This window comes from Mycobacterium sp. OAS707, from assembly GCF_014873705.1.
In the GTDB taxonomy this organism is placed as follows: Bacteria; Actinomycetota; Actinomycetes; order Mycobacteriales; family Mycobacteriaceae; genus Mycobacterium.
Genome location: NZ_JADBDS010000001.1, coordinates 602144 through 626328, shown reverse-complemented (window position 1 = coordinate 626328; position 24185 = coordinate 602144). Strand labels below are relative to the sequence as shown.

Annotated in this window: 31 protein-coding genes; 13 read left to right on the top strand and 18 right to left on the bottom strand. The window is 66.5% G+C overall.

Features of this window, described 5'->3' with window-relative positions; all coding sequences use genetic code 11:
- The first annotated feature begins 18 nt into the window (after window positions 1–18).
- From thyX to GGC64_RS03055, 3 genes are read left to right on the top strand one after another with little or no spacing between them, the layout of a single operon-like run.
- On the top strand, window positions 19–771 hold the full coding sequence (gene thyX, locus GGC64_RS03065) for an FAD-dependent thymidylate synthase (protein ID WP_192720970.1): 753 nt from the start codon (window positions 19–21) through the stop codon (window positions 769–771).
- Between the two features lie 57 nt (window positions 772–828).
- Window positions 829–1731: a 4-hydroxy-tetrahydrodipicolinate synthase gene (gene dapA, locus GGC64_RS03060; protein ID WP_192720969.1), complete on the top strand. Its 903-nt coding sequence runs from the start codon at window positions 829–831 to the stop codon at window positions 1729–1731.
- Window positions 1731–3407 carry a ribonuclease J gene (locus tag GGC64_RS03055; RefSeq protein ID WP_192720968.1) on the top strand — a complete coding sequence of 559 codons (1677 nt, stop codon included), beginning with the start codon at window positions 1731–1733 and terminating at the stop codon, window positions 3405–3407. Before dapA ends, GGC64_RS03055 begins: the two co-directional genes overlap by 1 nt.
- Window positions 3408–3426: 19 nt before the next feature.
- Here the strand turns inward: GGC64_RS03055 and GGC64_RS03050 are convergent, their stop codons facing one another.
- Entirely contained in the window at window positions 3427–3648 is a 222-nt protein-coding gene (locus GGC64_RS03050) for a hypothetical protein (RefSeq protein WP_192720967.1), read from the bottom strand.
- A 195-nt stretch (window positions 3649–3843) separates the two neighbouring features.
- Between GGC64_RS03050 and GGC64_RS03045 the strand changes: the two genes are divergently transcribed.
- Window positions 3844–4230, top strand: a complete 387-nt coding sequence (locus GGC64_RS03045) for a hypothetical protein (protein WP_192720966.1) — start codon at window positions 3844–3846, stop codon at window positions 4228–4230.
- An 8-nt stretch (window positions 4231–4238) separates the two neighbouring features.
- Here GGC64_RS03045 and GGC64_RS03040 read toward each other — a convergent pair whose 3' ends face one another.
- From GGC64_RS03040 to GGC64_RS03025, 4 genes are all read right to left on the bottom strand, one after another.
- Entirely contained in the window at window positions 4239–5111 is an 873-nt protein-coding gene (locus GGC64_RS03040; RefSeq protein WP_192720965.1) for an SAM-dependent methyltransferase, read from the bottom strand.
- Between the two features lie 2 nt (window positions 5112–5113).
- The gene (locus GGC64_RS03035; RefSeq protein WP_192720964.1) at window positions 5114–5932 is read right to left on the bottom strand and encodes a mycofactocin-coupled SDR family oxidoreductase; all 819 of its coding nucleotides are present in this window, start codon (window positions 5930–5932) and stop codon (window positions 5114–5116) included.
- Window positions 5932–6246 (bottom strand): putative quinol monooxygenase, encoded by a 315-nt coding sequence (locus GGC64_RS03030; protein ID WP_192720963.1) that lies wholly within the window; start codon window positions 6244–6246, stop codon window positions 5932–5934. The genes GGC64_RS03035 and GGC64_RS03030 overlap by 1 nt, the downstream gene beginning before the upstream one ends.
- Window positions 6247–6315: 69 nt before the next feature.
- Window positions 6316–6768, bottom strand: a complete 453-nt coding sequence (locus tag GGC64_RS03025) for a DUF2834 domain-containing protein (protein WP_192720962.1) — start codon at window positions 6766–6768, stop codon at window positions 6316–6318.
- 98 nt (window positions 6769–6866) lie between these two features.
- Here GGC64_RS03025 and GGC64_RS03020 point away from each other — a divergent pair, with 98 nt between their 5' ends.
- Window positions 6867–9341, top strand: coding sequence for a DNA translocase FtsK (locus tag GGC64_RS03020; RefSeq protein ID WP_192720961.1), 2475 nt, complete (start codon window positions 6867–6869; stop codon window positions 9339–9341).
- Here GGC64_RS03020 and GGC64_RS03015 read toward each other — a convergent pair.
- Together GGC64_RS03015 and GGC64_RS03010 are read right to left on the bottom strand one after the other, a co-directional pair.
- The gene (locus tag GGC64_RS03015) at window positions 9338–9586 is read right to left on the bottom strand and encodes a hypothetical protein (RefSeq protein ID WP_192720960.1); all 249 of its coding nucleotides are present in this window, start codon (window positions 9584–9586) and stop codon (window positions 9338–9340) included. The two genes, GGC64_RS03020 and GGC64_RS03015, sit on opposite strands and share 4 nt — an antisense overlap.
- Window positions 9587–9603: 17 nt before the next feature.
- A complete protein-coding gene (locus GGC64_RS03010; RefSeq protein WP_192720959.1) occupies window positions 9604–10113 on the bottom strand; it encodes an amino-acid N-acetyltransferase in 510 nt (169 codons plus the stop codon).
- Between the two features lie 42 nt (window positions 10114–10155).
- Here GGC64_RS03010 and pgsA point away from each other — a divergent pair, with 42 nt between their 5' ends.
- The 5 genes from pgsA to GGC64_RS02985 all read left to right on the top strand — a co-directional run bounded on the left by pgsA (window position 10156) and on the right by GGC64_RS02985 (window position 13342).
- Window positions 10156–10752 carry a CDP-diacylglycerol--glycerol-3-phosphate 3-phosphatidyltransferase gene (gene pgsA / locus GGC64_RS03005; RefSeq protein WP_192720958.1) on the top strand — a complete coding sequence of 199 codons (597 nt, stop codon included), beginning with the start codon at window positions 10156–10158 and terminating at the stop codon, window positions 10750–10752.
- On the top strand, window positions 10730–11218 hold the full coding sequence (locus GGC64_RS03000; protein WP_192720957.1) for a nicotinamide-nucleotide amidohydrolase family protein: 489 nt from the start codon (window positions 10730–10732) through the stop codon (window positions 11216–11218). Before pgsA ends, GGC64_RS03000 begins: the two co-directional genes overlap by 23 nt.
- 75 nt (window positions 11219–11293) lie before the next feature.
- The gene (gene clgR, locus GGC64_RS02995; protein ID WP_192720956.1) at window positions 11294–11620 is read left to right on the top strand and encodes a transcriptional regulator ClgR; all 327 of its coding nucleotides are present in this window, start codon (window positions 11294–11296) and stop codon (window positions 11618–11620) included.
- A 93-nt stretch (window positions 11621–11713) separates the two neighbouring features.
- Entirely contained in the window at window positions 11714–12526 is an 813-nt protein-coding gene (gene pspA, locus GGC64_RS02990; protein ID WP_192720955.1) for a phage shock protein PspA, read from the top strand.
- A gap of 18 nt (window positions 12527–12544) precedes the next feature.
- Complete coding sequence (locus tag GGC64_RS02985) at window positions 12545–13342, top strand: hypothetical protein (RefSeq protein WP_192720954.1); 798 nt, start codon at window positions 12545–12547, stop codon at window positions 13340–13342.
- Here GGC64_RS02985 and GGC64_RS02980 read toward each other — a convergent pair.
- Complete coding sequence (locus tag GGC64_RS02980) at window positions 13339–13755, bottom strand: DUF5313 domain-containing protein (RefSeq protein WP_192720953.1); 417 nt, start codon at window positions 13753–13755, stop codon at window positions 13339–13341. The two genes, GGC64_RS02985 and GGC64_RS02980, sit on opposite strands and share 4 nt — an antisense overlap.
- The gene (locus tag GGC64_RS02975) at window positions 13755–14198 is read right to left on the bottom strand and encodes a limonene-1,2-epoxide hydrolase family protein (protein ID WP_192720952.1); all 444 of its coding nucleotides are present in this window, start codon (window positions 14196–14198) and stop codon (window positions 13755–13757) included. Before GGC64_RS02975 ends, GGC64_RS02980 begins: the two co-directional genes overlap by 1 nt.
- 42 nt (window positions 14199–14240) lie before the next feature.
- On the opposite strand from GGC64_RS02975, the gene GGC64_RS02970 reads away from it, so the two are divergent.
- Window positions 14241–15413, top strand: a complete 1173-nt coding sequence (locus GGC64_RS02970) for a nucleotide disphospho-sugar-binding domain-containing protein (RefSeq protein WP_192720951.1) — start codon at window positions 14241–14243, stop codon at window positions 15411–15413.
- A gap of 9 nt (window positions 15414–15422) precedes the next feature.
- On the top strand, window positions 15423–15617 hold the full coding sequence (locus tag GGC64_RS02965; RefSeq protein WP_192720950.1) for a DUF3046 domain-containing protein: 195 nt from the start codon (window positions 15423–15425) through the stop codon (window positions 15615–15617).
- A gap of 48 nt (window positions 15618–15665) precedes the next feature.
- Here the strand turns inward: GGC64_RS02965 and GGC64_RS02960 are convergent, their stop codons facing one another.
- Complete coding sequence (locus GGC64_RS02960; protein WP_192720949.1) at window positions 15666–16103, bottom strand: hypothetical protein; 438 nt, start codon at window positions 16101–16103, stop codon at window positions 15666–15668.
- A gap of 39 nt (window positions 16104–16142) precedes the next feature.
- A complete protein-coding gene (gene map, locus GGC64_RS02955) occupies window positions 16143–16955 on the bottom strand; it encodes a type I methionyl aminopeptidase (RefSeq protein ID WP_192720948.1) in 813 nt (270 codons plus the stop codon).
- A gap of 80 nt (window positions 16956–17035) precedes the next feature.
- Between map and GGC64_RS02950 the strand changes: the two genes are divergently transcribed.
- Window positions 17036–17302 (top strand): helix-turn-helix transcriptional regulator, encoded by a 267-nt coding sequence (locus tag GGC64_RS02950; RefSeq protein WP_192720947.1) that lies wholly within the window; start codon window positions 17036–17038, stop codon window positions 17300–17302.
- 9 nt (window positions 17303–17311) lie between these two features.
- On the opposite strand, the gene hypD is transcribed toward GGC64_RS02950, so the two are convergent.
- Genes hypD through hypF form a run of 7 tightly spaced genes read right to left on the bottom strand, consistent with a single transcriptional unit; the run spans window position 17312 to window position 24184 of the window.
- Window positions 17312–18436 (bottom strand): hydrogenase formation protein HypD, encoded by a 1125-nt coding sequence (hypD, locus tag GGC64_RS02945; protein ID WP_192720946.1) that lies wholly within the window; start codon window positions 18434–18436, stop codon window positions 17312–17314.
- A 12-nt stretch (window positions 18437–18448) separates the two neighbouring features.
- Window positions 18449–18721, bottom strand: a complete 273-nt coding sequence (locus GGC64_RS02940; RefSeq protein ID WP_192720945.1) for a HypC/HybG/HupF family hydrogenase formation chaperone — start codon at window positions 18719–18721, stop codon at window positions 18449–18451.
- A gap of 13 nt (window positions 18722–18734) precedes the next feature.
- A complete protein-coding gene (gene hypE / locus GGC64_RS02935; RefSeq protein WP_192720944.1) occupies window positions 18735–19820 on the bottom strand; it encodes a hydrogenase expression/formation protein HypE in 1086 nt (361 codons plus the stop codon).
- Window positions 19817–20497 carry an SIS domain-containing protein gene (locus GGC64_RS02930; RefSeq protein WP_192720943.1) on the bottom strand — a complete coding sequence of 227 codons (681 nt, stop codon included), beginning with the start codon at window positions 20495–20497 and terminating at the stop codon, window positions 19817–19819. Before GGC64_RS02930 ends, hypE begins: the two co-directional genes overlap by 4 nt.
- The gene (locus tag GGC64_RS02925) at window positions 20494–21222 is read right to left on the bottom strand and encodes a hydrogenase assembly protein HupF (protein WP_192720942.1); all 729 of its coding nucleotides are present in this window, start codon (window positions 21220–21222) and stop codon (window positions 20494–20496) included. The genes GGC64_RS02930 and GGC64_RS02925 overlap by 4 nt, the downstream gene beginning before the upstream one ends.
- Window positions 21219–21914 carry a DUF6390 family protein gene (locus GGC64_RS02920; protein WP_192720941.1) on the bottom strand — a complete coding sequence of 232 codons (696 nt, stop codon included), beginning with the start codon at window positions 21912–21914 and terminating at the stop codon, window positions 21219–21221. The genes GGC64_RS02925 and GGC64_RS02920 overlap by 4 nt, the downstream gene beginning before the upstream one ends.
- Window positions 21911–24184 (bottom strand): carbamoyltransferase HypF, encoded by a 2274-nt coding sequence (gene hypF / locus GGC64_RS02915; protein ID WP_192720940.1) that lies wholly within the window; start codon window positions 24182–24184, stop codon window positions 21911–21913. The genes GGC64_RS02920 and hypF overlap by 4 nt, the downstream gene beginning before the upstream one ends.
- Window position 24185: the final 1 nt, after the last annotated feature.

Sequence of the window (24185 nt, the reverse complement as noted above, 5' to 3'; positions counted from 1 at the left end):
TCACGTTAGGGTGTGCCCGTGGCCGAGACCGCGCCGCTACGCGTGCAAATGATCGCCAAGACCGAGTTCTTGGCGCCGCCGGACGTGCCGTGGAGCACCGATGCCGACGGCGGCCCTGCGCTGGTGGAGTTCGCCGGGCGAGCCTGCTACCAGAGCTGGTCAAAGCCGAATCCGAAGACCGCGACGAACGCCGCGTACCTGCGCCACATCATCGATGTCGGGCACTTCTCGGTGCTCGAGCACGCCTCGGTGACGTTCTACATCACCGGCATCTCGCGGTCGTGCACCCACGAGCTGATCCGTCACCGGCACTTCTCCTATTCACAGCTCTCGCAGCGATATGTCCCCGAGCACGACGCGCAGGTGGTGGTGCCGCCGGGCATGGAGGACGACGAGGAGTTGCAGGACATCTTCACCGCGGCGGCCGACGCCAGCCGGGCGACCTACACCGAGTTGCTGTCCCGGCTGGAGGCGAAATTCGCCGACCAGCCGAACGCGGTGCTGCGACGCAAGCAGGCGCGGCAGGCGGCCCGCGCAGTGCTGCCGAATGCGACCGAGACGCGCATCGTGGTGACCGGAAACTACCGGGCCTGGCGACATTTCATCGCGATGCGAGCCAGCGAGCACGCCGACGTCGAGATTCGCCGCCTCGCGATCGAGTGTTTGCGCCAGCTCATCGCTGTCGCCCCCCAGGTTTTCTCCGACTTCGAGATATCCACGCTGGCTGACGGGAGCGAAGTGGCCACGTCGCCGCTGGCGACCGAGGCGTGACGCCGCCGGGCGTATATAGCTACGGAACCGTGAGGTCGAGCGGGTAATCTGTGGCGCGTGAGTACCAGCGGATTCGACGTGACCGCCCGTTTGGGCACCGTGCTAACCGCTATGGTCACTCCGTTCAAGCCCGACGGGTCGCTGGACACGGACGCCGCGGCCCGCCTTGCGACCCACCTTGTCGACTCCGGCTGCGACGGCCTGGTGCTAAATGGCACCACGGGAGAGTCGCCGACCACCACCGACGACGAGAAGATCGCGCTGCTGCGGGCAGTGCTGGAGGCGGTCGGTGACCGGGCGCGGATCGTCCTCGGTGCGGGCAGTTACGACACCGCTCACAGTGTGCATCTGGCGAAGGCCTGCGCCGCGGAGGGCGGACACGGCCTGTTGGTCGTGACGCCGTATTACTCGCGCCCGCCGCAGGCGGGGCTGCTCGCGCACTTCACCGCGGTGGCCGACGCCACCGATCTGCCCGTGATTCTGTACGACATCCCGCCGCGGTCGGTCGTCGCGATCGAGTGGGAGACCATGCGCACGCTGGCGCAGCATCCCAATATCGTCGCGGTCAAGGACGCGAAGGGCGATCTGCACGGCGGCGGGCAGATCATCGCCGAGACCGGACTCGCGTACTACTCGGGTGACGACGCGCTGAACCTGCCCTGGCTCGCGATGGGTGCCGTCGGCTTCGTCAGCGTATGGGGCCATCTGGCCGCCGGTCAGCTGCGAGACATGTTGTCCGCGTTCAACTCTGGAGACGTCGCGACGGCCCGCAAGATCAACGTCACGCTCGGGCCCCTAAGTGATGCGCAGGCGCGCCTCGGTGGCGTCACCCTGTCCAAGGCTGGACTGCGCCTGCAGGGTATCGAGGTCGGCGATCCTCGATTGCCTCAGATCCCGGCCACTCCCGACCAAGTCGAAGCGCTGGCCGCCGACATGCGTGCCGCCGCGGTGTTGCGGTAGTGAACGAAGAACTCAAACCGCCGGGGCCCTTGGCCCCAGGGGCGTTGCGGGTTACCGCGCTGGGCGGAGTCAGCGAAATCGGCCGAAACATGACGGTTTTCGAGCACCTCGGCCGGTTGTTGATCGTCGACTGCGGCGTGTTGTTCCCGACGCACGACGAGCCCGGGGTCGACTTGATCCTGCCCGATCTTCGACATGTCGAAGACCGTTTGGACGACATCGAGGCGCTGGTGCTGACGCATGCGCACGAGGACCACATCGGTGCGATTCCGTTCCTGCTCAAGCTGAGAGCCGACATTCCGGTGGTCGGCTCGAAGTTCACCCTCGCGCTGGTGGCCGAGAAGTGCCGCGAACACCGGATCAAGCCGGTGTTCGTGGAGGTAGGTGAGGGGCAGAGCTCCCGGCACGGCGTGTTCGAGTGCGAATACTTCCACGTCAACCACTCGATTCCGGGCTGCTTGGCGATCGCGATACACACCGGCGCGGGCACCGTTTTGCACACGGGGGACATCAAGCTCGACCAGTTGCCGCTGGACGACTTGCCGACCGACCTGCCTGGCATGTCGCGGCTGGGCGACAGCGGAGTGGACTTGTTCCTTTGCGACTCAACGAATTCCGAGATTCCTGGCGTCGGTCCGTCGGAGAGCGAGATCGGGCCGAACATGCACCGACTGATCCGCGGCGCCGAGGGCCGGGTCATCGTCGCGTGCTTCGCCTCCAATGTCGCCCGTGTGCAACAAATCATCGATGCGTCAGTGGCGCTAGGCCGCAAGGTGGCGTTCGTGGGCCGGTCGATGGTGCGCAACATGGGGATTGCGAAGGAACTCGGCTATTTGCGGGTCGCAGACGACGATGTAATCGACATCGGCGCGGCGGAGATGATGGCGCCCGAGCGGGTCACACTGGTCACCACCGGGACGCAGGGTGAGCCGATGGCCGCGTTGTCGCGGATGTCGCGTGGTGAGCACCGCAGCATCACGCTGACGTCTGGTGATCTCATCATCATGTCGTCGTCGCAGATCCCGGGTAACGAAGAGGCGATTTTCGGTGTGCTGGATGCCTTGGCCAAGATCGGCGTTCGTGTCGTCACCAACGCTCAAGCGCGAATCCATGTTTCGGGGCACGCGTACGCCGGCGAGCTGTTGTTTCTCTACAATGCGGTGCGCCCGCGCAACGTGATGCCGGTGCACGGCACGTGGCGGATGCTGCGGGCCAATGCCAGGCTGGCGCAGCGCACTGGCGTGTCGCCGGACGCGATCATGTTGGCGGAGAACGGCGTAAGCGTCGACCTGGTGGCGGGCAGGGCGTCGATCGCGGGTGCGGTGACAACTGGAAAGATGTTCGTCGATGGCTTGATCACGGGTGACGTGGGCGATGCAACCCTGGGTGAGCGCCTCGTCCTCTCGTCGGGATTCATCGCCGTGACGGTCGTGGTGCGCCGCGGCACCGGTAAGCCGGCAGCCCCCGCGCATCTGCACTCGCGAGGTTTCTCCGAGGATCCGAAGGCGTTGGAGCCGGTGGCGGCCAAGGTCGAAGAAGAGCTGGAATTCCTTGCCTCAGAGAACATCACCGAAGTGACGCGGATCGCGCAGGCGGTGCGTCGCGTCGTCGGCAAGTGGGTCGGGGAGACCTACCGCCGCCAGCCGATGATCGTCCCGACCGTCATTGAAATCTGACCGCGGCGATCGCGGGACATCAATTCGCAGGAATCACCAACGGGACGTTGACGTCGCAGTCACTGTCGGCCGCGTGCAGCCATGCGTCCTGGCATGCCGCGGCTTTCAAGACCCGCGGGCGCGCCGACCAACCACATGAGCACGCCGCGTACGAGTGCCCGATGCGCACCCGGTAGACAGTGACGATCCGAGGCGCGCGTGACCGCAACACTGCGGTCGCCGTTTCTTGCTCGGAGTACATGATTGAAATATTGGCGTGCAGTGCTGAACTGGCGAAACGGGATCAGAGCCTAGGTCCGCGGGATGCCGTTAGGGATTTCAGAAGCCGGTCCCGCTAGGGGATTGGGGGCTGCCGGGCAGATGCCAAACGCCATCGCGGGCCGGGAACTATCTTGAAGGTGCCCAGCGCAACATCGTCATCTAAGGGAGGAGCGGCATGACATACATGGGCAAGCCTTACTACCCGGAGTGGCTCGACAATTTGGCCGAGGACGCCACTCTCGAGGCGGCGGCAATGGATGGTGCTGCGCATGGAGCGGCGGATGTCCGGTCGATCGTCGTTGCGGCGAAAGAGCTCTACGACAACCAGCAATTCAACTACGCCGGACCTTGCGGCGACGACGGTTTCCTGGAGATCTACACCACCGACATCCGTGGCGTGCACACCCGTGTCATCGTTCTGGTGAACTTCAACGACGCCGGTCAGACGCAGCAGATCGTCGTCAACCACCGGCCGCGCAGCGCGCTGCTTGCATTCTCTCGCGTGATGCTGGAGAAGTTCAGCGGCACGCCGTTGGCCAGGCATTGGCAAGACACGCCATGAGCGGTCGGCTAGCGCTTCTCCGCGTAGGCCGACCACTCCAGCTGTGAGGCGCCCAGATTCCGTCCGGACGGCCGAATGTAGTGCTGCTGGAAGTACTCCGGCCCGGCCTGCTCGAGGAGGTGCCACCCGTATTCGGCCAGCAACCCCGAAACCTCGTCGGGATCCAATCCGAAGCGCCACACCTGCCGGCGTTGCCGGAACTTCTTGTAGAGGATCGCGGCGTCGTACAGGTTCGTACCCTCGATGAAATCCCTGCGCACATAGGTGAACGCCAGCCGGCTTCCCGCAGGTGCGGCTCGAAGCGCATCCAGTGTGGCCCGCGCCGCGTCCTCCGTCAGATACTGCGTCACACCCTCCCAGATGAAAAACGTGCGCGCGTCTTCACGGTAGCCCCGCGCGCTCAGCGTCTTCATCAGGTCGTCACGCTCAAAATCCAACGGCACCAAGTGAACTGACGCGGGAACCGCGCCAATCGCTCGCTGTACGGTGGACTTCTTGCGCTCGATGTTGATCGGCAGGTCGACCTCGAAGACGGGGACGTCGGACTGTCGCGCTAGCCGGTAAGCCCTGGTGTCCATGCCGGCGCCCAGATCGACGACGGCATCGATGCTCGCGAGCGCCTCGCCGAGCTTGTCGTCGATGAACCGCTTGCGGCACGCGATCAGCGCCCACGACCCTGGCACTGCCCGCTCGCCCGCCGATATCGTCATCCCACGCAACAGCGGCCACCGCATCGCGCGGACCAACGCGCGTTGGCCGGTTGGCAGGAAGGACAGGGCAAGGTCGTCGGTGACCAGACGGCGCGCGGCGGGTTCGTACTGCTCGATGGCCACCTGCACCATCGGGCCGAAGGCGGTCTGCGCAGCGGGATTTCGCGCCATGGTCAGCGTTTGTTGGCGTAACCTGCGTCGACGGGCAACGTGACACCGGTGATGTAGCGGGCCTCGTCAGAGACAAGCCACGCCACCGCGGCCGCGATGTCCTCCGGATCGAGCACCTGCACCGGCATCGCGTTGCCCATGTCCGGTGGCTGCTTCGACTGGGCGAGCATGTTGGACAGCCACTGGCGGGTGTGATCGTTGTCGATCATCGGCGTCAGAACACCGCTGGGGTGAATCGAATTCACGCGGATACTGTGCGGCGCAAGGTGATTGGCATAGGCGCGCATGAGTCCCACCACGCCGTGCTTGGCTGCCGTGTAGCCAAGCGATCCCGGGTCGCCACCGCCGATCCCGACCAGCCCCGCAGCGGAACTGATCAGCACGATCGATCCGCCCTCACCCTGCTCGACCATGCGCGGCATCGCTGCCTCGACCGTGTTGTGCACGCCGGTGAGGTTGACGTCGATGACGTCTCGCCAGCCTTCCGCGCCAGACTCCATCGGCGCGATTCCGGCGTTGGCGACCACGATGTCGAGTCGGCCCAACTCGTTTATCCCGGCCTGCAACGCAGAGGCCAACGACGCCTGGTCGCGAACATCGGCCTCCCGCGCGATGATTCGCGCGCCGGTGTCCTCGACGAGCTTGACCGTGGCGGCCAGGTCGTCGGCAGTGGCCATCGGATAGGGCACCGAAGCGATCTGGTCGCAGATGTCGACGGCGATGATGTCGGCGCCGTCAGCAGCCAACCGGACCGCCTCGGCACGGCCTTGACCGCGGGCAGCGCCGGTGATGAACGCGACTTTGCCTGCGAGAGAAGCCATTAGGGACGCAGCTGGCCCTTGGCGGGATCACCGGCAACGACGGGTTGCAGCATCTTGATGTCCGGTGCGCCGTCGAGCAGTTCGCCGACCGTCCCGAAAAGTGCGCCGACCGCGGGCGCGGTGCTGTGGGTCTTCAGCGCGTCCGCGTCGGCCCACTGTTCGACGAAAACGAAGGTGCCGTCGGCCTCGTGCAGCGAGTAGAGGTCGCAGCCGGGCTCGGAGTGCACCGCTTCGATGGCCTGCTTGCATGCGTCGCGGACCGCGTCCACCGACTCGGGCTTGGCTTTCATGGTGGCGACGACAGTGATGGGCATGGGCAGGGGACTCCTCGCTGAGTACGTGCTGGACGGTTGCCTAGCCTACCTAGCGGGTTTCCGTCTCGGTCAGCCCATGTCGACCCAGATGGTCGAGCCAACCGCGACGACCGCGAGCAGCGCGAGCAGCACGAGGTCGACAGCGCCCAACCGAGTGGTTTGGGACCTCCCGACGCGAAGTTCTCTGGCGATCAGGAACAGGGGGAACGTCACGCTGATTGCGATGGCAAAACCGCCGGCGATGTAGGCCCACACGTACTTCACCCCGTGCTTGCGTGCCTCGATCACCATCAGAATCCCGGCAGAAAGGAAGAACAGCACAATGTCGGCCGACAATGACCGCGACGCGGGCGTGACCTTCGAGTCGTTGAGGAAGTCGAGCAGGAAGCCTCCCGGGTCGTCGAAATAAGCGGCGTTCTGACTCCACGTGGCGATCAGGGCCACCGCCGCGATGACGGCGTAGACAGCGCACAGCACCTTGCTTGACGTGGGAAGGGCCGTTGCCGGCTCTGTTGTGGTCATCTCGGCACCGTAGGGCCTCACAGCCGCCCAATTGATACGTTTCTGTGACCCGTGTGGCAGATGGTGAATATGGGGCCGCTGCGACTAGGCTGGGAGGCATGCCAAGTAAGACCGCCGCCCGCTCCGGTGCCCGTTCGAGCAGGTCAAAGGCCGGCTCGCGGGGTGGGGCCCGCCCGGCAGCCCGTCGCAAGCCAGCACCGCGGCGCAGCCCGTCCGCCGTTTCGTCGGCGGGCGCCACGGTCGGCCGCGGGGTTCGCGCCGGCTGGTTGATGCTGGCGAAGGGAGCCGGTTCGACCGCCCGGTCCGTCGGCCGCGCCCGTGACCTCGAGCCCGGCCATCGCCGCGACGGCATCGCGCTCGCGCTGCTGGGCATCGCCGTGGTGATCGCCGCCAGTTCGTGGTTCGACGCCGCCCGTCCCGTCGGCGGATGGATCGACAGCGTCCTGCGGACGATGATCGGGTCGGCAGTCGTCCTGGTCCCGATCGTGCTCGGCGGGATCGCCGTCGTGTTGATGCGTACCGAGCCCGACCCCGACGCGCGGCCGCGACTCATCCTCGGCGCGACGATGATCACGCTGCCCTTCCTCGGACTGTGGCACCTGTGGGCGGGTTCGCCGATGGGCCCGGCCGAGCGTCAACACGCCGCAGGGTTCCTCGGGTTCGCCATCGGCGGCCCGCTGTCCGATGGGCTCACCGCCTGGATTGCCGCGCCACTGCTGTTCATCGGTGCGCTGTTCGGAGTGCTGCTCGTGACCGGCACGACCATCCGCGAAGTGCCCGCGACACTGCAGCGGATGTTCTCTGCGCGCGCATTCCGCGGTGAGGTCTATGACGAGGACTACGACGAGGGGCCGTACGACGAAGAGCCCGAAGACTTCTCGGACGGCTACTACGACGACCCGGCGTCGTACAAGGAGGACGAGGCGCAGCCGTGGCCGGGCGGCACGCCGATGGAGAACTATCCGATCGACGACGAGGCGCCAACGGTTCCGGAGCCGACGGTCAAGACCCGCAAGAAGAAGCCCGCCAAGAAGCAGGCGATCGTGGTGGACCGGGTGGTCGACGGCCCGTACACGCTGCCGTCGCTGGATCTATTGATCGCAGGCGATCCGCCGTTGCGACGCAGTGCGGGCAACGACCGGATGATCGAGGCCATCACCGAGGTGCTCAATCAGTTCAAGGTCAACGCAGCGGTCACCGGCTGCACCCGCGGACCGACCGTCACCCGTTACGAGGTCGAACTCGGCCCCGGCGTCAAGGTCGAGAAAATCACTGCGCTGCAACGCAATATCGCCTATGCGGTGGCGACCGAGAGCGTGCGTATGCTGGCGCCGATCCCGGGAAAGTCCGCAGTGGGCATCGAGGTCCCCAATGTCGACCGCGAAATGGTGCGACTGGCCGATGTGCTCACCGACCCGGCCACCCGTGGCGATCACCACCCACTGGTGATCGGCCTCGGCAAGGACATTGAGGGCGAGTACATTTCGGCCAACCTTGCGAAGATGCCGCACCTGCTGGTGGCCGGCTCGACGGGTTCGGGCAAGTCCAGTTTCGTCAACTCGATGCTGATCTCACTGCTGGCGCGGGCGACGCCTGAAGAGGTCAGGATGATCCTGATCGACCCGAAGATGGTGGAACTCACGCCGTACGAAGGCATTCCGCACCTGATCACGCCGATCATCACGCAGCCGAAGAAGGCCGCGGCGGCGTTGGCGTGGCTCGTCGAGGAGATGGAGCAGCGCTACCAGGACATGCAGGCGTCGCGCGTGCGTCACATCGACGACTTCAACAAGAAGGTGCGCTCCGGTGAGATCACCGCGCCGCTGGGCAGTCAGCGCGAATACCGGCCGTATCCCTACATCGTCGCGATCGTCGACGAGTTGGCCGACCTGATGATGACCGCGCCCCGCGACGTCGAGGACGCCATCGTGCGGATCACGCAGAAGGCGCGCGCCGCGGGCATCCATCTGGTGCTGGCCACGCAGCGACCGTCGGTCGATGTCGTCACGGGTCTGATCAAGACGAACGTGCCGTCCCGGTTGGCGTTCGCGACGTCGTCGCTGACCGACAGCCGCGTCATCCTCGATCAGCAGGGCGCCGAGAAGCTGATCGGCATGGGCGACGGGCTGTTCCTGCCGATGGGCGCGAACAAGCCGCTGCGACTGCAGGGCGCCTACATCACCGACGACGAGATCCACCACGTCGTGCAGGCGTGCAAGGACCAGGCCGAGCCCGAGTACACCGAGGGCGTCACCAAGGCCAAGCCCAACAGCGAGCGCACCGACGTCGACCCCGATATCGGCGACGACATGGACGTGTTCCTGCAGGCCGTGGAGTTGGTGGTGTCCAGCCAGTTCGGCTCGACGTCGATGCTGCAGCGCAAGCTGCGGGTGGGCTTCGCCAAGGCGGGCAGGCTGATGGACCTGATGGAGACCCGCAACATCGTCGGCCCCAGTGAAGGCTCCAAGGCACGCGAGGTGTTGGTCAAGCCCGACGAACTGGCCGGGACGCTGGCGTTGATCCGTGGCGGCTCGGATGCCAACGGCGGGGACGACGACGAAGACGGCGACTAAGCCCCGACGCCGATGCCGCCTTCGAGGCCGACCCTGACGTCCGGCGGCGGCGGGAGCAGCGGCGGCTGGACCCCGACGCATTGATTGTCGATCACCGCGGTGCAGTCGCCAGGCCCCGTGCAGCCGGCCATGACGATCGGGCCGTCGCCGCATTGCGGTGGGCCGGCCTGTGCGGGTGCGGACGCGAGCAACCCCGCCGCAGCCATCGAGGCCGCCGCGACACAGAACGCTATTCGACGCCGCACACCTGAAACGGTACGCCTCAGAGCGTCAACAGCATTCGGGTATTTCCGAGGATGTTGGGCTTCACATAGGACAGGTCGAGGAACTCTGCCACGCCGGTGTCGTAGGAGCGGCACATCTCCTCATAGACCTCCGCGGTGACCGGCGTGCCCTCGATCTCCTCGAAGCCGTGCCGGGAGAAGAATTCGACCTCGAAGGTGAGCACGAAGATCCGCGACAGATGGAGTTCCCTGGCGACGTCCAGTAGTCGGTCGACAATCGCGTGGCCGACGCCTTGGCCCCGCACCTTCGGGTGCACCGCGATGGTGCGGATCTCGCCGAGGTCCGACCACAACACGTGCAGCGCGCCGCAGCCGATCAGTTCGCCGTCGAGTTCGGCGATCCAGAATTCCTGGACCGCTTCGTAGAGCGTCACGAGGTTTTTCTCGAGCAAGATCTTGCCGGAGTAGATGTCGACGAGTGCTTTCATGGCCGGGACGTCGGACGTGCGGGCACGCCGGACGACAACCCGCGCAGGCGCTCCAGTCACACGTGCGAGGGTAACTGTCGCGGCAACCGATATTCTGTTGCGGTGTCGGGCCAGCCAGATATCGATCCGGTGGTTCCGCGCGCCCGTGTTGCGAACATCGCCAACATGCTCACCGGCGTGCGAATGGCTTTGGTCCCCGTCTTCCTTGTCTTGTTGTTCGTCGGCGACGGGCATGAAACATTTTGGCGGATAGCCGCATTCATCGTCTTCGCGGTCGCGGTGATCACCGACCGATTAGACGGCGCGCTGGCCCGCAGCTACGGGATGGTGACAGAGTTCGGCAAGCTGGCCGACCCGATCGCCGACAAGGCGCTCATCGGAGCGGCGCTGATCGGGCTGTCGATGCTCGGCGACGTGCCGTGGTGGGTGACCGCGGTGATCATGGTCCGTGAGATCGGCATCACCGCCCTGCGATTCGCGGTGCTGCGCCACGGCGTCATTCCGGCCAGCCGCGGCGGCAAGCTGAAAACGCTCGTCCAGGGCGTCGCCATCGGTCTGTTCGTGCTTCCGCTCTCCGGGCCCTGGCTGACCGGCGCATGGGTGGTGATGTGGGCCGCAGTGGCGCTCACGGTGCTCACGGGCGCGGACTACGTCGTGTCGGCGGTCAAGGATTCGCGTGGACGACCCGCTGGTCACTGAGGACGCTCGCGCGCTGATCGCCGACCTGACCGGCCGCAGACAGAGCGTCGCGACCGCCGAATCGCTGACCGCGGGCCTGCTTGCCGCCACCCTGGCGGGGGTCGCGGGCGCCAGCGTGGTGTTGCGCGGGGGCCTGATCACCTACATCGAGGACACCAAGATCGCGTTGGCGGGGGTGGCGCCGCAGCTGTTGGACGCGGTCGGGCCTGTCGCGGCTCCGACGGCGCGCGCGATGGCGGTGGGAGCCAGGCAGCGCTGCGTGGCCACCTGGGGCGTCGGGCTGACCGGGGTGGCGGGCCCCGAGCCGCACGGCGGCCATCCCGTTGGCGCGGTGTTCCTCGGCCTGGCCGGGCCGGTCGACACCGAGGTCGTCGAGCTGGCGCTGTCGGGTTCACGCTGGGAAATAAGGGTTGCCGCGGTGAATGAGGCGATTGCGAGGCTGCGCTCGCTCGTCGAATCTCAGTGATCTGAGCCGTCCGGGAACCAACACGGTGCCGGGCAGCGTTGCCGTAATAATCAACGCCCAGTGAGGGAGGACATGATGACGGCATTGCTGCGCGAGGTGATCGGCGACGTGCTTCGTCGTGCCCGCACCGACCAGGGCCGCACCCTGCGTGAAGTCTCGGATACCGCCCGGGTCAGCCTGGGCTACCTGTCGGAAGTGGAGCGTGGCCGCAAGGAGGCGTCGAGCGAACTGCTCAGCGCCATCTGTGGCGCTCTGGACATCCCGTTGTCGCGGGTGCTGTCCGACGCGGGCGAGGAGATGGCCCGCGAAGAGCTCGCGGCCCTCCCGCGCGCCGGAACCGCCAATATCGACGCCACGACGAAGGTCGTCATCCCGCAGGTCGTGTCGATGGCTGTGGCCTGACCGGCAAAACGGCCGCACAGGGTGTAGCGATCTGCGCGGAACCGATAAGTTGGCAGACAGCACACACAACGACACGAAGGCGGAAGTGATCTGATGGCCAATCCGTTCGTCAAGGCGTGGAAGTACTTGATGGCGCTGTTCAGCTCCAAGGTCGACGAGTACGCCGACCCGAAGGTGCAGATTCAGCAGGCCATCGAGGAGGCTCAGCGCCAGCACCAAGCGTTGTCCACGCAGGCGGCGCAGGTCATCGGCAATCAACGCCAGCTGGAGATGCGGCTCAACCGTCAGTTGGCCGACATCGAGAAGCTTCAGGTGAACGTCCGTCAGGCGCTCACGCTGGCCGATCAGGCCACCTCTGCAGGTGACGCCGCCAAGGCCACCGAGTACAACAACGCCGCCGAGGCATTCGCCGCGCAACTCGTGACGGCCGAGCAGAGCGTCGAAGACCTCAAGACGTTGCACGATCAGGCGCTGCAGGCGGCCGGACAGGCCAAGAAGGCCGTCGAGCAGAACGCGATGGTGTTGCAGCAGAAGATCGCCGAGCGCACGAAGCTGCTCTCGCAGCTGGAGCAGGCCAAGATGCAGGAGCAGGTCAGCGCGTCACTGCGGTCGATGAGCGAGATCGCCGCGCCGGGCACGACGCCCAGCCTGGACGAGGTGCGCGACAAGATCGAGCGGCGCTACGCAAACGCCATGGGCTCAGCGGAGTTGGCGCAGAACTCAGTGCAGGGCCGCATGCTCGAGGTGCAGCAGGCCAGCGTTCAGATGGCCGGGCATTCCCGGTTGGAACAGATTCGGGCGTCGATGCGCGGGGAACAGCTGCCGGCCGGTGGCGCTCCTGCGGCGGCACCCGCAACACCAGTGACGGATACCCAAGCGACACCGGAAAACCCGCTGTCGCAATAACTTTCGTAGGACGGGGCAGTGAACACACGCGCGGGTCGACCAGAAGCATGGCGCACACTTGTGCAACGCGGGGTCGACACCGCCGCGGATTGGTCGGATGTCCTGGCTCAAAAGCTCAATGCGGCAGCGGATCCGCGGGCCAAATTGATGCGCAAGCGGCGCTGGGCGCTGCGGCTCGCGATTTTTCTCACGGTCTCGAGCGTGTTCTGGGTGGGGGTGACGGCGCTGCTGGCGTCGTGGAGCACGCCTGCGTGGGCGTTGTTCATCCCGGCGCCGATCGCGGTCGGCGCGGCGTTCCTCGCGACGCTGGCCTTCCTGCGCTATCGCTGGCTGCGAGGCGAACCGCTGCCGCCACCACGACGTGAGGGCAGGCGGCTTCCGCCGTGGGGGTCTGCGGCCCGACAGCCGATGGCCGCCTTGGCCGCCTCCGAACGCGGGTTTTTCTCACTGCTCGGCGTGATGGAGCGCGGCCGGATGCTGCCCGCCGACGAACTGCGCGAGCTCACCGCGGCGGCCAACCAAACCGCGGCCACCATGGCGGCGACCGCCAACGAAGTGGTTTCGATGGAGCGCGCGATCAGTTCTGCGCCGCAGTCGCGATCACACCTCACCCCGACGATCGCCGCGTTCAGCGCCCAGCTCGATTCCGGTGCCCGGCAGTACAACGAGATGGTCACCGCCGCAGCGCAATTGGTGTCGACAGCCAGCTCTCCGATGTCGCAGCAGCGCTACCGCGACGAGTTGGTCAACGCCACCGACCGGCTGATGGGCTGGGCGCAGGCCTTCGACGAACTAGGCCACCTGCGCGGCGCCTAGACGTCGTGCGAACTGGACGGGCCTGTCCGGGGACCGTACTTCGCGATGTAGGCGTCGTGGATGTGCGCGTCCTTCTTGCGCTTGAGCTCGTCGGCGAGGGCAGGGTCCAGGCCGTGCTGACGGAGCCGATGGCGGCGGTACACCTTGTTCAGCGCATGGGAGAACAGCACGAACGGGATAAAGATCGGCAGCGTCGTGCTCAGATGGAGATACAGCGACATCGGGATGAACCAGAACGGCGAAAGCACAATGAGCGCGGGTATCGCCGCGCGCACCATCGTCCTGACGGTCGCGCCCTTGCCCGCGAGGTCCTCGCGTACCCAGTCCCGCATCGAATCCGGCAGGCGGCGGCCGTAGCAGTAGCCGATGTACTGCCACAGGTTCGGCTTGGTGCGGGAAGGGCTTTCGGCCACTAGAACGACGGCTTCAATGACGGCACCACCAATCCCGCGATCGCTCGCAGTGGCGCCTTGACGAAGATGTCGAACATATCGAAGTAGTCGCGCCACAGCGTGATTCGGCCGCCGTGCACTTCGAAGGTTCCGCAGACCCAGAACTGGAGCCGGACCGGCCCGACGATCAACGCGTCCGTGCGCTCAGTCAGCACGACGTTTCCCTGTGCTGCGATGCGGTGGATCGTCACCTCGAAGCCGAGTCGGCCTTGTCCCTGGCGCATGAGCTTCACGATCCGCTGACGGCCCCGCAAGGTCGGCAGACCGACGTTCTGCCACACGATGTGGTCGGCAAGCAGGGAATCGGCTGTATCGAAGTCTTCGTCCTGGACGGCGTAGAGAAAATTCTCGACGGTACGGGCGTTGTCGACGTCCGAGCCAACCGCGGAAACCTGGTCAGTCATGGCCGCCAGAGTAGTCGTCGGGGGTTGTGGCAGGGTAGGCCAGTGCGGGTCGCCGTGGTTGCCGGGCCGGATCCCGGGCACGCCCTTCCGGCCATTGCGTTGTGTCTTCGGTTTCTCGCTGCAGGGGACACCCCGACGCTGCTGACCGGAACCCGATGGCTCGACACCGCGCGGCAGGCCGGGCTGGGCGCTGTCGAGCTCGCCGGACTCGACCCCACCGCCGCCGACGACGACGCCGACGCCGGTGCGAAGATCCATCAACGCGCAGCGCGCATGGCGGTGCTCAACGTGCCGCGACTGCGCGGGCTGGAGCCGGACCTCGTGGTCTCCGATGTGATCACCGCCTGCGGCGGGTTGGCGGCCGAGTTGATGGGACTGCCGTGGGTCGAGCTCAGCCCTTCCCCGTTGTACCGGCCGTCGAAAGGATTGCCGCCGCTTGGCAGCGGGCTGGCGCCGGGTGTCGGGCTGCGGGGCCGGCTGCGTGACTCTGCATTGCGGGCGCTGTCGGGTCGGTCATGGCGGCAGGGTCTGCGCGAGCGGTCGGCGGCCAGAGTCGAAATCGGTTTACCCGCAAGCGATCCCGGGCCGCGACGGCGTCTCATCGCGACGCTGCCCGCTCTCGAAGTGCCGCGCCCCGACTGGCCGCAGGAGGCGGTGGTCGTCGGTCCGCTGCACTTCGAACCGACAGAGACGGTGCTGGAGATACCGCCCGGGTCGGGGCCGGTCGTGGTCGTCGCACCGTCGACGGCAGTGACCGGCGCGGTCGGCATGGCGGAGTTGGCGCTCGAGGCGCTACGGCCGGGGGAGACGCTGCCCGACGGCGCCCGCGTGGTGGTCTCCCGGCTTGGCGGGGCCGACATCTCGGTGCCGCCGTGGGCCGTGGTCGGCCTCGGCCGACAGGACGAACTGCTGACCCATGCAGATCTGGTGATTTGCGGCGGAGGGCACGGGCTGGTGGCCAAGGCGCTGCTCGCCGGTGTGCCGATGGTGGTGGTGCCCGGCGGAGGGGATCAGTGGGAGATCGCGAATCGCCTTGTGCGACAAGGCAGTGCACAGCTGGTGCGACCGTTGACTTCGGAAACTCTGGCGGCTGCCGTCGGCGAGGTGTTGTCGAAGCCGAGCTATCGCCAGGCAGCCCGAGCCGCCGGTGCCAGCGCCGCGGATGTCGCAGATCCGGTACGGGTGTGCCATGAAGCGCTCGCGAGCTCAGCGTAAGTTGGGTGCGTGCGGCTGACCGAATTCCAGGAACTCGTCGCCGGCCAGTTCGGCTCGGTGCGCGGCGCCTCCTTGCTTGTCGACCACGTGCTCAGTGGGCTCGGCGGACGGACCGCCGCGCAGGCTATCGAGGACGGCGTTGACCCCCGCGACGTCTGGCGGGCGCTGTGCGCCGACTTCGACGTCCCGCGTGATCAGTGGTGACTTGTGCACGAAAATCCGCGCTGAGCGCCGACTTTCGTGCACTAATCGCTAACGCTTGTTCTCGGCGCGCCCGGTCCCCGGCGTATGTGCAGGCGCATCGGCACCGTCGTCGCTGCGACCTGTCTCGGGGGCCTGCGACGCCGGCTGTTCCTGCGCGGGTGAGGTGGTTCCGCCGCTGGCCGAAGAGTCCTTCGAGCTGGCCTCGCTCGTCGGTTTCACCGCACCGCCGGTGCGTGCGTCGCCCACATCACCCTGACCGCTGTCCGGCTTGGCCGTCGTCTGACGACCCTCGTAAGGCGGCACCTCGGGTTTCACGTCGCGCGGTGGTTCTGTCGTGAAGCCCGTTTCGAAGTCGGGCTTCTCGGCTTCGCCATGTTCGGGAACGGACTCGTCGCCCTTGTACGCCCCGGACGGCCGGTCAGCGGGCCCGCCTGAGGGCAAATCCGATCCGGTGTCGCGTGAGCCTCGTTCGTCTGGCTTGGTCATGGCAACTCCTCACAGCCCGCCGCACGCGCTGCGACGAAGCTAGTTGCTGGCTACCCGCGGCGGCCCCGACACAACCCTGTCAACCCCGGACTGGGTGAGGATCCGCGGGCCGGCTTCGGTGATCGCGATGGTGTGCTCGGAATGCGCAGTCCTCGACCCGTCGGCCGAGCGCAGCGTCCAGCCGTCGGCGTCCATCACCAGACGATCGCTGCCGCGTGCCCACCACGGCTCGAGCGCGAACGTCATGCCCGGCCGGAGAAGCAACCCGCGGCCGTGCCGTCCGCGATTGGGGATGTGCGGATCCTCGTGCATGGTGCGACCCAGCCCGTGCCCGCCGAATTCGGTATTGACGCGATAGCCGGCTTCGGTGGCGACTTCGCCGATGGCGGCCGAGATGTCGCCGAGTCGCCCACCGGGCACCGCGGCAGCGATACCCGCGGCGAGCGCTCGTTGCGTCGAGTCGATCAGCGCTTCGTCAGCGGGGTCGGCGGCCCGACCGACGATGACCGTCACAGCAGAATCGGCTACCCATCCGTCGATCGACACCGCGAAGTCCAGACTCAACACGTCGCCGTCGCGGAGCACGTAGTCGCGCGGCATGCCATGCAGCACAGCATCATTGACCGACAGGCAGATGACATTGCGAAATGGACCGCGACCGAACGACGGCGCGTAATCCCAATAGCACGACGCCGCCCCGCGAGCGTCGATCAGCTCACGGGCATGGTGCTCGAGCTGCATCAAATTCACGCCTGGCTGCGCCTCGATCGACAACGTCGCCAACGTTTCCGCCACGAATTCACCCGTGACCGCCATCTTGTCGATCTCGCCGGCAGTCTTGAGTTCGATCATCTTCCACACCCATCGAATATCGGTATTTTTATACCGACCCTACCAGCATCGGTATTTGAATACCGGCTATGCTGAGCGTCATGGTGCGCGTACCGCTGAGTCCGGAACAGGTGAAAGCAGGCCAACGGCTCGGCGCGCTGATCAGGACGACTCGTGCAGGTCGCGATCCCGAGTTGGTCGCGCGTGAGGCCGGCATCTCACCCGAGACGCTGCGCAAACTCGAGGTCGGAAGGATGCCGAGTCCGAGCTTCGGCACCGTCATAGGACTCTGCAATGCGCTCGGCCTGCCTCTGCAGGATGCCGTCGACGCGTGGCACGGGACAGCCAACCAACGCGTGGCCATCTAAACCCGCTGACTAGCGCTGGCCCAACAACTGTGCGGTCTCGCGGTGCAGCCTGCCGAAGTTGTAGTACGCCGCACAGGCGCCTTCCGGTGACACCATGCACGTGCCGATCGGCGTCTCGGGGGTGCATGCGGTCCCGAACACCTTGCACTCCCACGGCTTGATCACGCCCTTGAGCACCTCGCCGCATTGGCATGCCTTCGGATCGGCAACCCGTACGCCCGGCATGTCGAACTTGCGCTCGGCGTCGAACTCGGCGTAGTCGGGATGCACCTTCAACGCGCTCTGCGAGATGAATCCCAAACCGCGCCACTCGAAGTGCGGCCGCAGCTCGAAGGTCTCGGACATCAGCTTCAGCGCTTGGGTGTTTCCTTCTGGGCGCACCACCCGGGTGTACTGATTCTCGATCTCGCACCGACCCTCGCGGATCTGCTGCAGCAGCATGTGCACCGACGCGAGGATGTCCAGCGGCTCGAAACCCGCGACCACCATGGGCTTTCCGTAAACCTCCGAAACGAACCGGTAGGGCCGTATCCCGACCACCGTGGAGACGTGGCCGGGGCCGAGGAACCCTGACAGCCGCAGATCCGGTGACTCGAGGATGGCCTTGATGGGCGGCACGATCGTGACGTGGTTGCAGAACACGCTGAAGTTCTGCACGCCGAGGGAGCGTGCCCGCACCAGCGTGACCGCGGTGGAGGGCGCGGTGGTCTCGAAGCCGACCGCGAAGAACACCACGTGGCGGTCGGGATTGTCGATCGCGACTTTGAGCGCGTCGAGTGGGGAGTACACGAAGCGCACGTCGGCGCCTCTGGCCTTCGCCTCGATCAGATTGCCCTTGGAACCCGGCACCCGCATCATGTCGCCGAACGTCGTGAAGATGACGCCTGGCTGCTCGGCCAGCCACATCGCGTCGTCCACTCGGCCCATCGGTATCACGCACACCGGACAGCCCGGCCCGTGCACCAACTCGACGGACTCCGGCAGCAGGTGCTCGATGCCGTGCCGGTAGATGGTGTGCGTGTGACCGCCGCAGACCTCCATGAATTTGAAATGGTCGGTACCCGCCAACTCGGTGATGGACTTGACCAGCGCGCGTGCGGCAGCCGGGTCACGGAATTCGTCTACGAACTTCATTTGTCTGGCCTCTCAGGCGATTTCGGACGCGTTGAATGCTTCGATCTCATTGACGTAATCGGCGCCCATCTTCTCGACCTGGCTCAGCGTCATGGCGGCCTCGCGCTCGTCGATCTTGGCCATCGCGAAGCCGACGTGCACGAGCACCCAGTCACCGACTTGCAGGTTGTCGTCGGCCAGCAGCCGCACGCTGATGTTCCTGCGAACACCGTTGACGTCGACCTTGGCCAGCGACTGTTCGGCGTCGACGATCTCGACGACTTGGCCCGGTATCCCTAGACACATGGTCGGTCTCCTCTCAGCAGATCCGCGGCAGCGGGTCACCGACGAGCATGTCGACAATCCGGCTGCCGCCGAATGACGTTCGTAGCGCCACGATTCCGTGCGGTTCGGGAACGATCTCACCGACAACGGCGGCATCGGCGCCTTGTGGATGCTCGTGCAGGGCCGCGACGGCCGCATCGGCTTCGTCGGCTGCGACGATGGCGACGAACTTGCCCTCGTTCGCCACATACAGCGGGTCGATGCCCAGCATGTCGCAGGCGCCGAGCACCTGCGGCTGCACCGGCAGCCGCGCCTCGTCGAGGATCAGCGCGAACGGCGCGTCCTTCACGAGTTCGTTGGCGATGGTGCCGACGCCGCCGCGGGTGGCATCGCGCATCCAGCGCGTCGACGGCGCTGCGGCAAGCAGGATTTCGACCAGTTCGTGCACGGGTGCCGTGTCCGACTCGATGTCCGCATCGATGGCCAGGTCGCCGCGGGCCAGCATGACGGCCATGCCGTGCTCGCCGATGGTGCCGGACAACAGCACCTTGTCGCCGGGCTGGACGAGGTCGCGGGACAGCCGCCTGCCCTCGGGGATCACACCGACGCCTGCGGTCGAGATGTAGACGCCGTCGGCGGCGCCCTTGCCAACCACCTTCGTGTCCCCGGTGACGATCTGTACGCCGGCGTTGGCGGCGGCTTCGCTCATGTCGGCGACGATTTCGCGGAGTTCGGCGATACCGAACCCCTCTTCGATGACGAATGCCGCCGACAACCACTGCGGGCGGGCGCCTGACACGGCAAGGTCGTTGATGGTCCCGTGCACTGCGACGTGGCCGATCGATCCGCCCGGAAAGCGGCGCGGCGATACGACATACGAGTCGGTCGAGAACGCGAGCCGTTCACCGGATGCGGTGCGCAGTACGGCGGCATCGCCGAGTTGCTCGAGTTCGTCATTGCGGAACGCCTCGAGGAACACCGCGTCGACGAGCGCCGCCGAAGACTTGCCGCCCGCTCCGTGCGCGAGCGTCACCACGTCGTCGAGCAGTCGCGGCCTGCGCTGCCGGAACTTGTCGATGCGTTCCAGCACCCGGTCTTCGTGGTCGGCGGTGGTGCTCATGCTCGGGCCTGAGACATCGGCCGTGCCATGTGTTCCTGCGTCACCGACCACAATCGGTATCCGAGCATCGCGTGGCTCTCCTGGATGCGGTGGATGCTCTGCGAGTGCACAGTGAAGCAGAAGTCGAGATCCTCCGCGGCGGCCATCCTGCCCCCGTCATGCCCTGAGAATCCGACGGTGAGCAGACCCCGCTGCTTGGCTTCGGTGATCGCCGACATCAGGTCTTCGGAGTTGCCCGATGTCGACAACGCGATCGCGACGTCGCGATCCCTTGCGTGAGCGATGATCTGGCGTTTGAAGATCAGGTCGAACCCGACGTCGTTGCCGAGTGCGGTCACCACCGCCTCGTCGGCGGCCAGCGACCACGCCGCCACCGGCCTTCCCCGCGCGGGCCGACTGAACAGCGTCGCCAGTGTGGCGGCGTCGGTCGAGCTGCCACCGTTGCCGAGCGTGTAGAGCCTGCCTCCGCGCAGGAACCGTTCGGCCATCTGGGTTCCGGCCGCCGTCACGGCGGGCGCGTACTCGTCGAGCGATTCTTGTTGCAGCCGTGCGCTTTCGGTCGCCTTACCGCGCGCCGAGGCGGCCAGATCATCGAGGAGACTGGTGGCGTCCGTCTCCTCGGATTCGATGAACGGGTAGAGGAAGCCGGTGCTTTCGGGTTCGTGCCGGGTTGTCATGACATCGCCTCCAGACGTGTGATCGCCGCTCCAGCGTGCACCAGAACCAAGTCGTTGACGCCGACGTCGTCGAGGATTGTGGTGTCCACCCATTCCTCGCCCCTGGCCGTTCGCACGAGCGCCTGACCGTCTGCCGGCTCGAGCACGACCTCAGCGAGGCGGCCCTCGTCACTACACGTCACGCACACGTCCTCGGCGCATTCCTCGGCGGGCGGCTTGAGCAGTCCGGGGTGTTCGAAGCAGACGTGGGTGAGTTCCCACAGCAGGTGATACATCAGCACGAACGTTCCGGTGGCTGGCACCATCGGGTCGTCGGAGTCGATCCACAGGATGTGGTTGGCCGCACCGGCAGGCGGCCGCGGCCCGGAACCGATCCACAGCGTCAGCACCCCCCAGGCGGGCGCGCGTCGCATGGCTTCGACGACGGCGGGCTCGTCGGCGGACGCGACGGCGATCAGCAGATCACCGGGCTGACTGGCAACCCGCGCCTGTGCGACGGGATCCGGTTCGACGAGCGCCACCGACGGCAGCGCCCGTTTCCCCATCACCACCGGATGGACGAACTCAACGGCGACGTGGTGGGCGTGCGGCTCCCACTGCGGGGAGATCACCCACAGCGTGGCGCCGTCGTGGAATCTGCGGGCCAGGTCCAGCGCGGCGGCAGCCAGATCGGCGGACAACTCCACGTCGATGTAGGAGCCCCCGAGTTGCGCGGTGGTCGTCATTGTCGACCTCCCCTCAAGGTATTGACCATATCGAGCGTTGACTGTGTGGCGGCTTCGAGTGCCGTGCGTTGATCGGCTTCCAACTGCTCGCACACCCAGTTCCAGTGCACCGCAACGATGGAACCGGGGCTCGGGGCGGGCGCCAGCGAGAGTTCGCCCTTCTTCCACTGCACCCGCTCGGGCCGGGGGTCGCCGAGTATCAGCTCGCCACCGGCGAGTCCCAGCGGGGGTGACGTGATCACGGCGTGCTCGCCGTCGATCGATTCGACGGTGCCCCAGCGGATCCGGCAGTCCTGCATGACGCCAAGCGCCGTCGCCGCATCGCGGTCGAGGAAGCGGACCCAGGGGTAGACGACGAAGACGTGGAAACTGTGGTGGGCCAAAACGTCCGGGCCCGGGACAACCGCGTCGAGCAGTCCGGTGACCTGGCCGGTGAAGGATGTGCGCAGCCGGGTCAGTAGCGCGGCCGGATCGACCTTGGCCAGCGCGGGCCCGCCCACCCAGTAGCTGCTGACGACCTCCTCGTCCAGCGGATCCGAGGCGCCGAGCGCCTCGGCGATGGCTGCCAGATATGGCCATGCGCCGTCGAACTCCTTGGCGTGGGCGGCAAGTCCGAACGCGCCCCCGCCATCGGTCGGCCCGCAATAGCCGAGCTCGTTGGGCGGATAGGCGTACTGATCGAACAGGGTCATCCGCAGTTACCCACCATCAGCTGACCCAACGCGACACCACCGTCGTTCGGCGGCACCGCGCGATGCGTGATCGCCGGTATTCCTTTGGCGCGCAGACCTTTCAGCGTCAGACGCAGCAGCAGCGCATTCTGGAAGACGCCGCCCGAGAGCGCGACGAGCTGGGCTGCGTCGCGATTCCGATCCGCAATGTCGACGATCAGATCGGCGACTGCCTGGTGGAACCGTGCGCCGATCGTGCCTGGGGGCACGCCACCGCGCTGGTCTCGGACCACGCTGTCTATCACCGGAGTTGGATCGATCAGTACGTCCTGCACCCCGAAGGCATAGGCGGAATCGCCGCAGTGGGCGTCGCGTGCCAGCCCCTCCAACTCGATGGCGGCCTGCGCCTCGTAAGCCACCACGTGGCGGACACCGGCGAGCGCGGACACCGCATCGAAAAGCCGGCCCATGCTGGACGTGGGCACACAGCCGATCCCGGTTTCGAGTTGCTGCCGCAACACCCGTTGTTCGTCGACCGGGCACGCCGCCACGGGCGGCAGATCCGGCTCCCATGCGATGCCGGCCGCCCACAGGTGCGCCAGCGCCATCCGGTACGGCCGAAGCACGCTGATGTCACCGCCTGCGAGCGGCACGTAGGACAGTTGCGCGAGGCGTTGGTAGCCCTTGTAGTTCGCGAGCAGCACTTCGCCACCCCAGATCGCCTCGTCGGATCCGTAACCGGTCCCGTCGAACGCGAAACCGAGCACCTGCTGAGACCCGTCCAGGCCATGCTCGGCCATCACCGCAGCGATGTGTGCGTGGTGGTGCTGCACGGTTCGGACGGGCCGCCCACGGGCATTGCGATGCGCCCACGCCGTCGACCGGTACAGCGGATGTGCGTTGGCCACGAGTACTTCGGGCGCTACGGCGGTCAACTCGCACAGGTGTTGTTGGGCGGCGTCGAAGGCCGACAGCGTTGCGAGGTCGTCCATGTCGCCGATGTGCTGGCTCAGCCAGGCGTACTTCCCGTCCGCCACCGCCATCGTGTTCTTCAGGTCGGCGCCGACCGCCATCGTCGGCGGTATCGAGACCGGCAGAGCGATCGGCAGCGGCGCGTAACCCCGTGACCGCCGGATCGGTAGTTCAACGTCGTCCACCACCCGTACGACCGAGTCGTCACACGGCACCAGAATCTCGCGATCATGCATCAGCCAGCCGTCGGCAAGGTGCGAAAGTCGTTGTAGTGCTTCGTCATCGGTGAAGCAGATGGGTTCACCGCCGAGGTTGCCGGACGTCATCACCAGCACCTGCGGGCCCGCCGAATCGCCAGGCAGGCCGAACAGCAGAGCATGCAACGGCGCGTAAGCCAGCATGATGCCGAGATCGGGGTTGCGCGGCGCCACCGCGTCGGCGATCCGCGCATCGCGCCCGCGAGGCACCAGCACGATCGGCCGCTGCGGACCGGTCAGCAGCCGGGCCGATGCGTCGTCGACGTCGGCGATTGCGCACGCCGTTGCCAGGTCCGGCACCATGACCGCGAACGGTTTGTCTCCCCGCCGCTTTCGTTCTCGCAGTTCGGTGACGGCCCGCTGATCGGAGGCGTCGCACGCCAGGTGGTAGCCGCCGATGCCCTTGACCGCCAGGATGCCGCCGTCGCGCAGCAACCGCCTGGCGCGGGACAGCGCATCCTCGCCGGCGATGACGCCGACGTCGTCGTGATACCGAAGCGTCGGACCGCAGTTGGGGCAGCACACGGGTTGGGCGTGGAAGCGCCGGTCTGCGGGGTCGGCGTATTCGTGGGCGCACTCGGCGCACATCGGGAACGCCGCCATCGTGGTCGAGGCGCGGTCGTAGGGAACGCCGGAGATGATCGTGAACCGCGGCCCGCAGTTGGTGCAGTTGACGAACGCGTGGCGGTAGCGTCTGTTGGACGGATCGCGTTGTTCTGCCGCACATTCCGCGCACATCGCGACGTCGGGGGAGACCAGCGTGCGGCCGCCGTCGGACCGCGAGGTATCGGCGATGACGAAGCCGGTGCCACCGACAACCGGGAGATCGTGCGTGTCAATCGATTCGATGACGGCAAGGGGCGGCGGCTGATAGCGCAACCGCGCCAGAAAGCAGTCGAGGTCCGACGGATCGCCCTCCACCTCGATGACGGCACCCGCGCTGTCGTTGCGTACTGCCCCGGACAGTCCGAAGGTGGCCGCGCATGCGTAGACGAACGGGCGAAAGCCCACGCCCTGGACCACACCGTGCACGCAGACGCGCAGTCTGCGCCGTGTCGTCATG

Excerpts from the sequence above, each read along its gene's own strand:
- GGC64_RS03050 (WP_192720967.1), bottom strand. The coding sequence starts at position 3,648 with ATGTACTCCGAGCAAGAAACGGCGACCGCAGTGTTGCGGTCACGCGCG.
- GGC64_RS03045 (WP_192720966.1), top strand. The coding sequence starts at position 3,844 with ATGACATACATGGGCAAGCCTTACTACCCGGAGTGGCTCGACAATTTG.
- GGC64_RS03040 (WP_192720965.1), bottom strand. The coding sequence starts at position 5,111 with ATGGCGCGAAATCCCGCTGCGCAGACCGCCTTCGGCCCGATGGTGCAG.
- GGC64_RS03035 (WP_192720964.1), bottom strand. The coding sequence starts at position 5,932 with ATGGCTTCTCTCGCAGGCAAAGTCGCGTTCATCACCGGCGCTGCCCGC.
- GGC64_RS03030 (WP_192720963.1), bottom strand. The coding sequence starts at position 6,246 with ATGCCCATCACTGTCGTCGCCACCATGAAAGCCAAGCCCGAGTCGGTG.
- GGC64_RS03025 (WP_192720962.1), bottom strand. The coding sequence starts at position 6,768 with ATGACCACAACAGAGCCGGCAACGGCCCTTCCCACGTCAAGCAAGGTG.
- GGC64_RS03020 (WP_192720961.1), top strand. The coding sequence starts at position 6,867 with ATGCCAAGTAAGACCGCCGCCCGCTCCGGTGCCCGTTCGAGCAGGTCA.
- clgR (WP_192720956.1), top strand. The coding sequence starts at position 11,294 with ATGACGGCATTGCTGCGCGAGGTGATCGGCGACGTGCTTCGTCGTGCC.
- pspA (WP_192720955.1), top strand. The coding sequence starts at position 11,714 with ATGGCCAATCCGTTCGTCAAGGCGTGGAAGTACTTGATGGCGCTGTTC.
- GGC64_RS02975 (WP_192720952.1), bottom strand. The coding sequence starts at position 14,198 with ATGACTGACCAGGTTTCCGCGGTTGGCTCGGACGTCGACAACGCCCGT.
- GGC64_RS02960 (WP_192720949.1), bottom strand. The coding sequence starts at position 16,103 with ATGACCAAGCCAGACGAACGAGGCTCACGCGACACCGGATCGGATTTG.
- map (WP_192720948.1), bottom strand. The coding sequence starts at position 16,955 with ATGATCGAACTCAAGACTGCCGGCGAGATCGACAAGATGGCGGTCACG.
- GGC64_RS02950 (WP_192720947.1), top strand. The coding sequence starts at position 17,036 with ATGGTGCGCGTACCGCTGAGTCCGGAACAGGTGAAAGCAGGCCAACGG.
- hypD (WP_192720946.1), bottom strand. The coding sequence starts at position 18,436 with ATGAAGTTCGTAGACGAATTCCGTGACCCGGCTGCCGCACGCGCGCTG.
- GGC64_RS02940 (WP_192720945.1), bottom strand. The coding sequence starts at position 18,721 with ATGTGTCTAGGGATACCGGGCCAAGTCGTCGAGATCGTCGACGCCGAA.
- hypE (WP_192720944.1), bottom strand. The coding sequence starts at position 19,820 with ATGAGCACCACCGCCGACCACGAAGACCGGGTGCTGGAACGCATCGAC.
- GGC64_RS02930 (WP_192720943.1), bottom strand. The coding sequence starts at position 20,497 with ATGACAACCCGGCACGAACCCGAAAGCACCGGCTTCCTCTACCCGTTC.
- GGC64_RS02925 (WP_192720942.1), bottom strand. The coding sequence starts at position 21,222 with ATGACGACCACCGCGCAACTCGGGGGCTCCTACATCGACGTGGAGTTG.
- GGC64_RS02920 (WP_192720941.1), bottom strand. The coding sequence starts at position 21,914 with ATGACCCTGTTCGATCAGTACGCCTATCCGCCCAACGAGCTCGGCTAT.
- hypF (WP_192720940.1), bottom strand. The coding sequence starts at position 24,184 with ATGACGACACGGCGCAGACTGCGCGTCTGCGTGCACGGTGTGGTCCAG.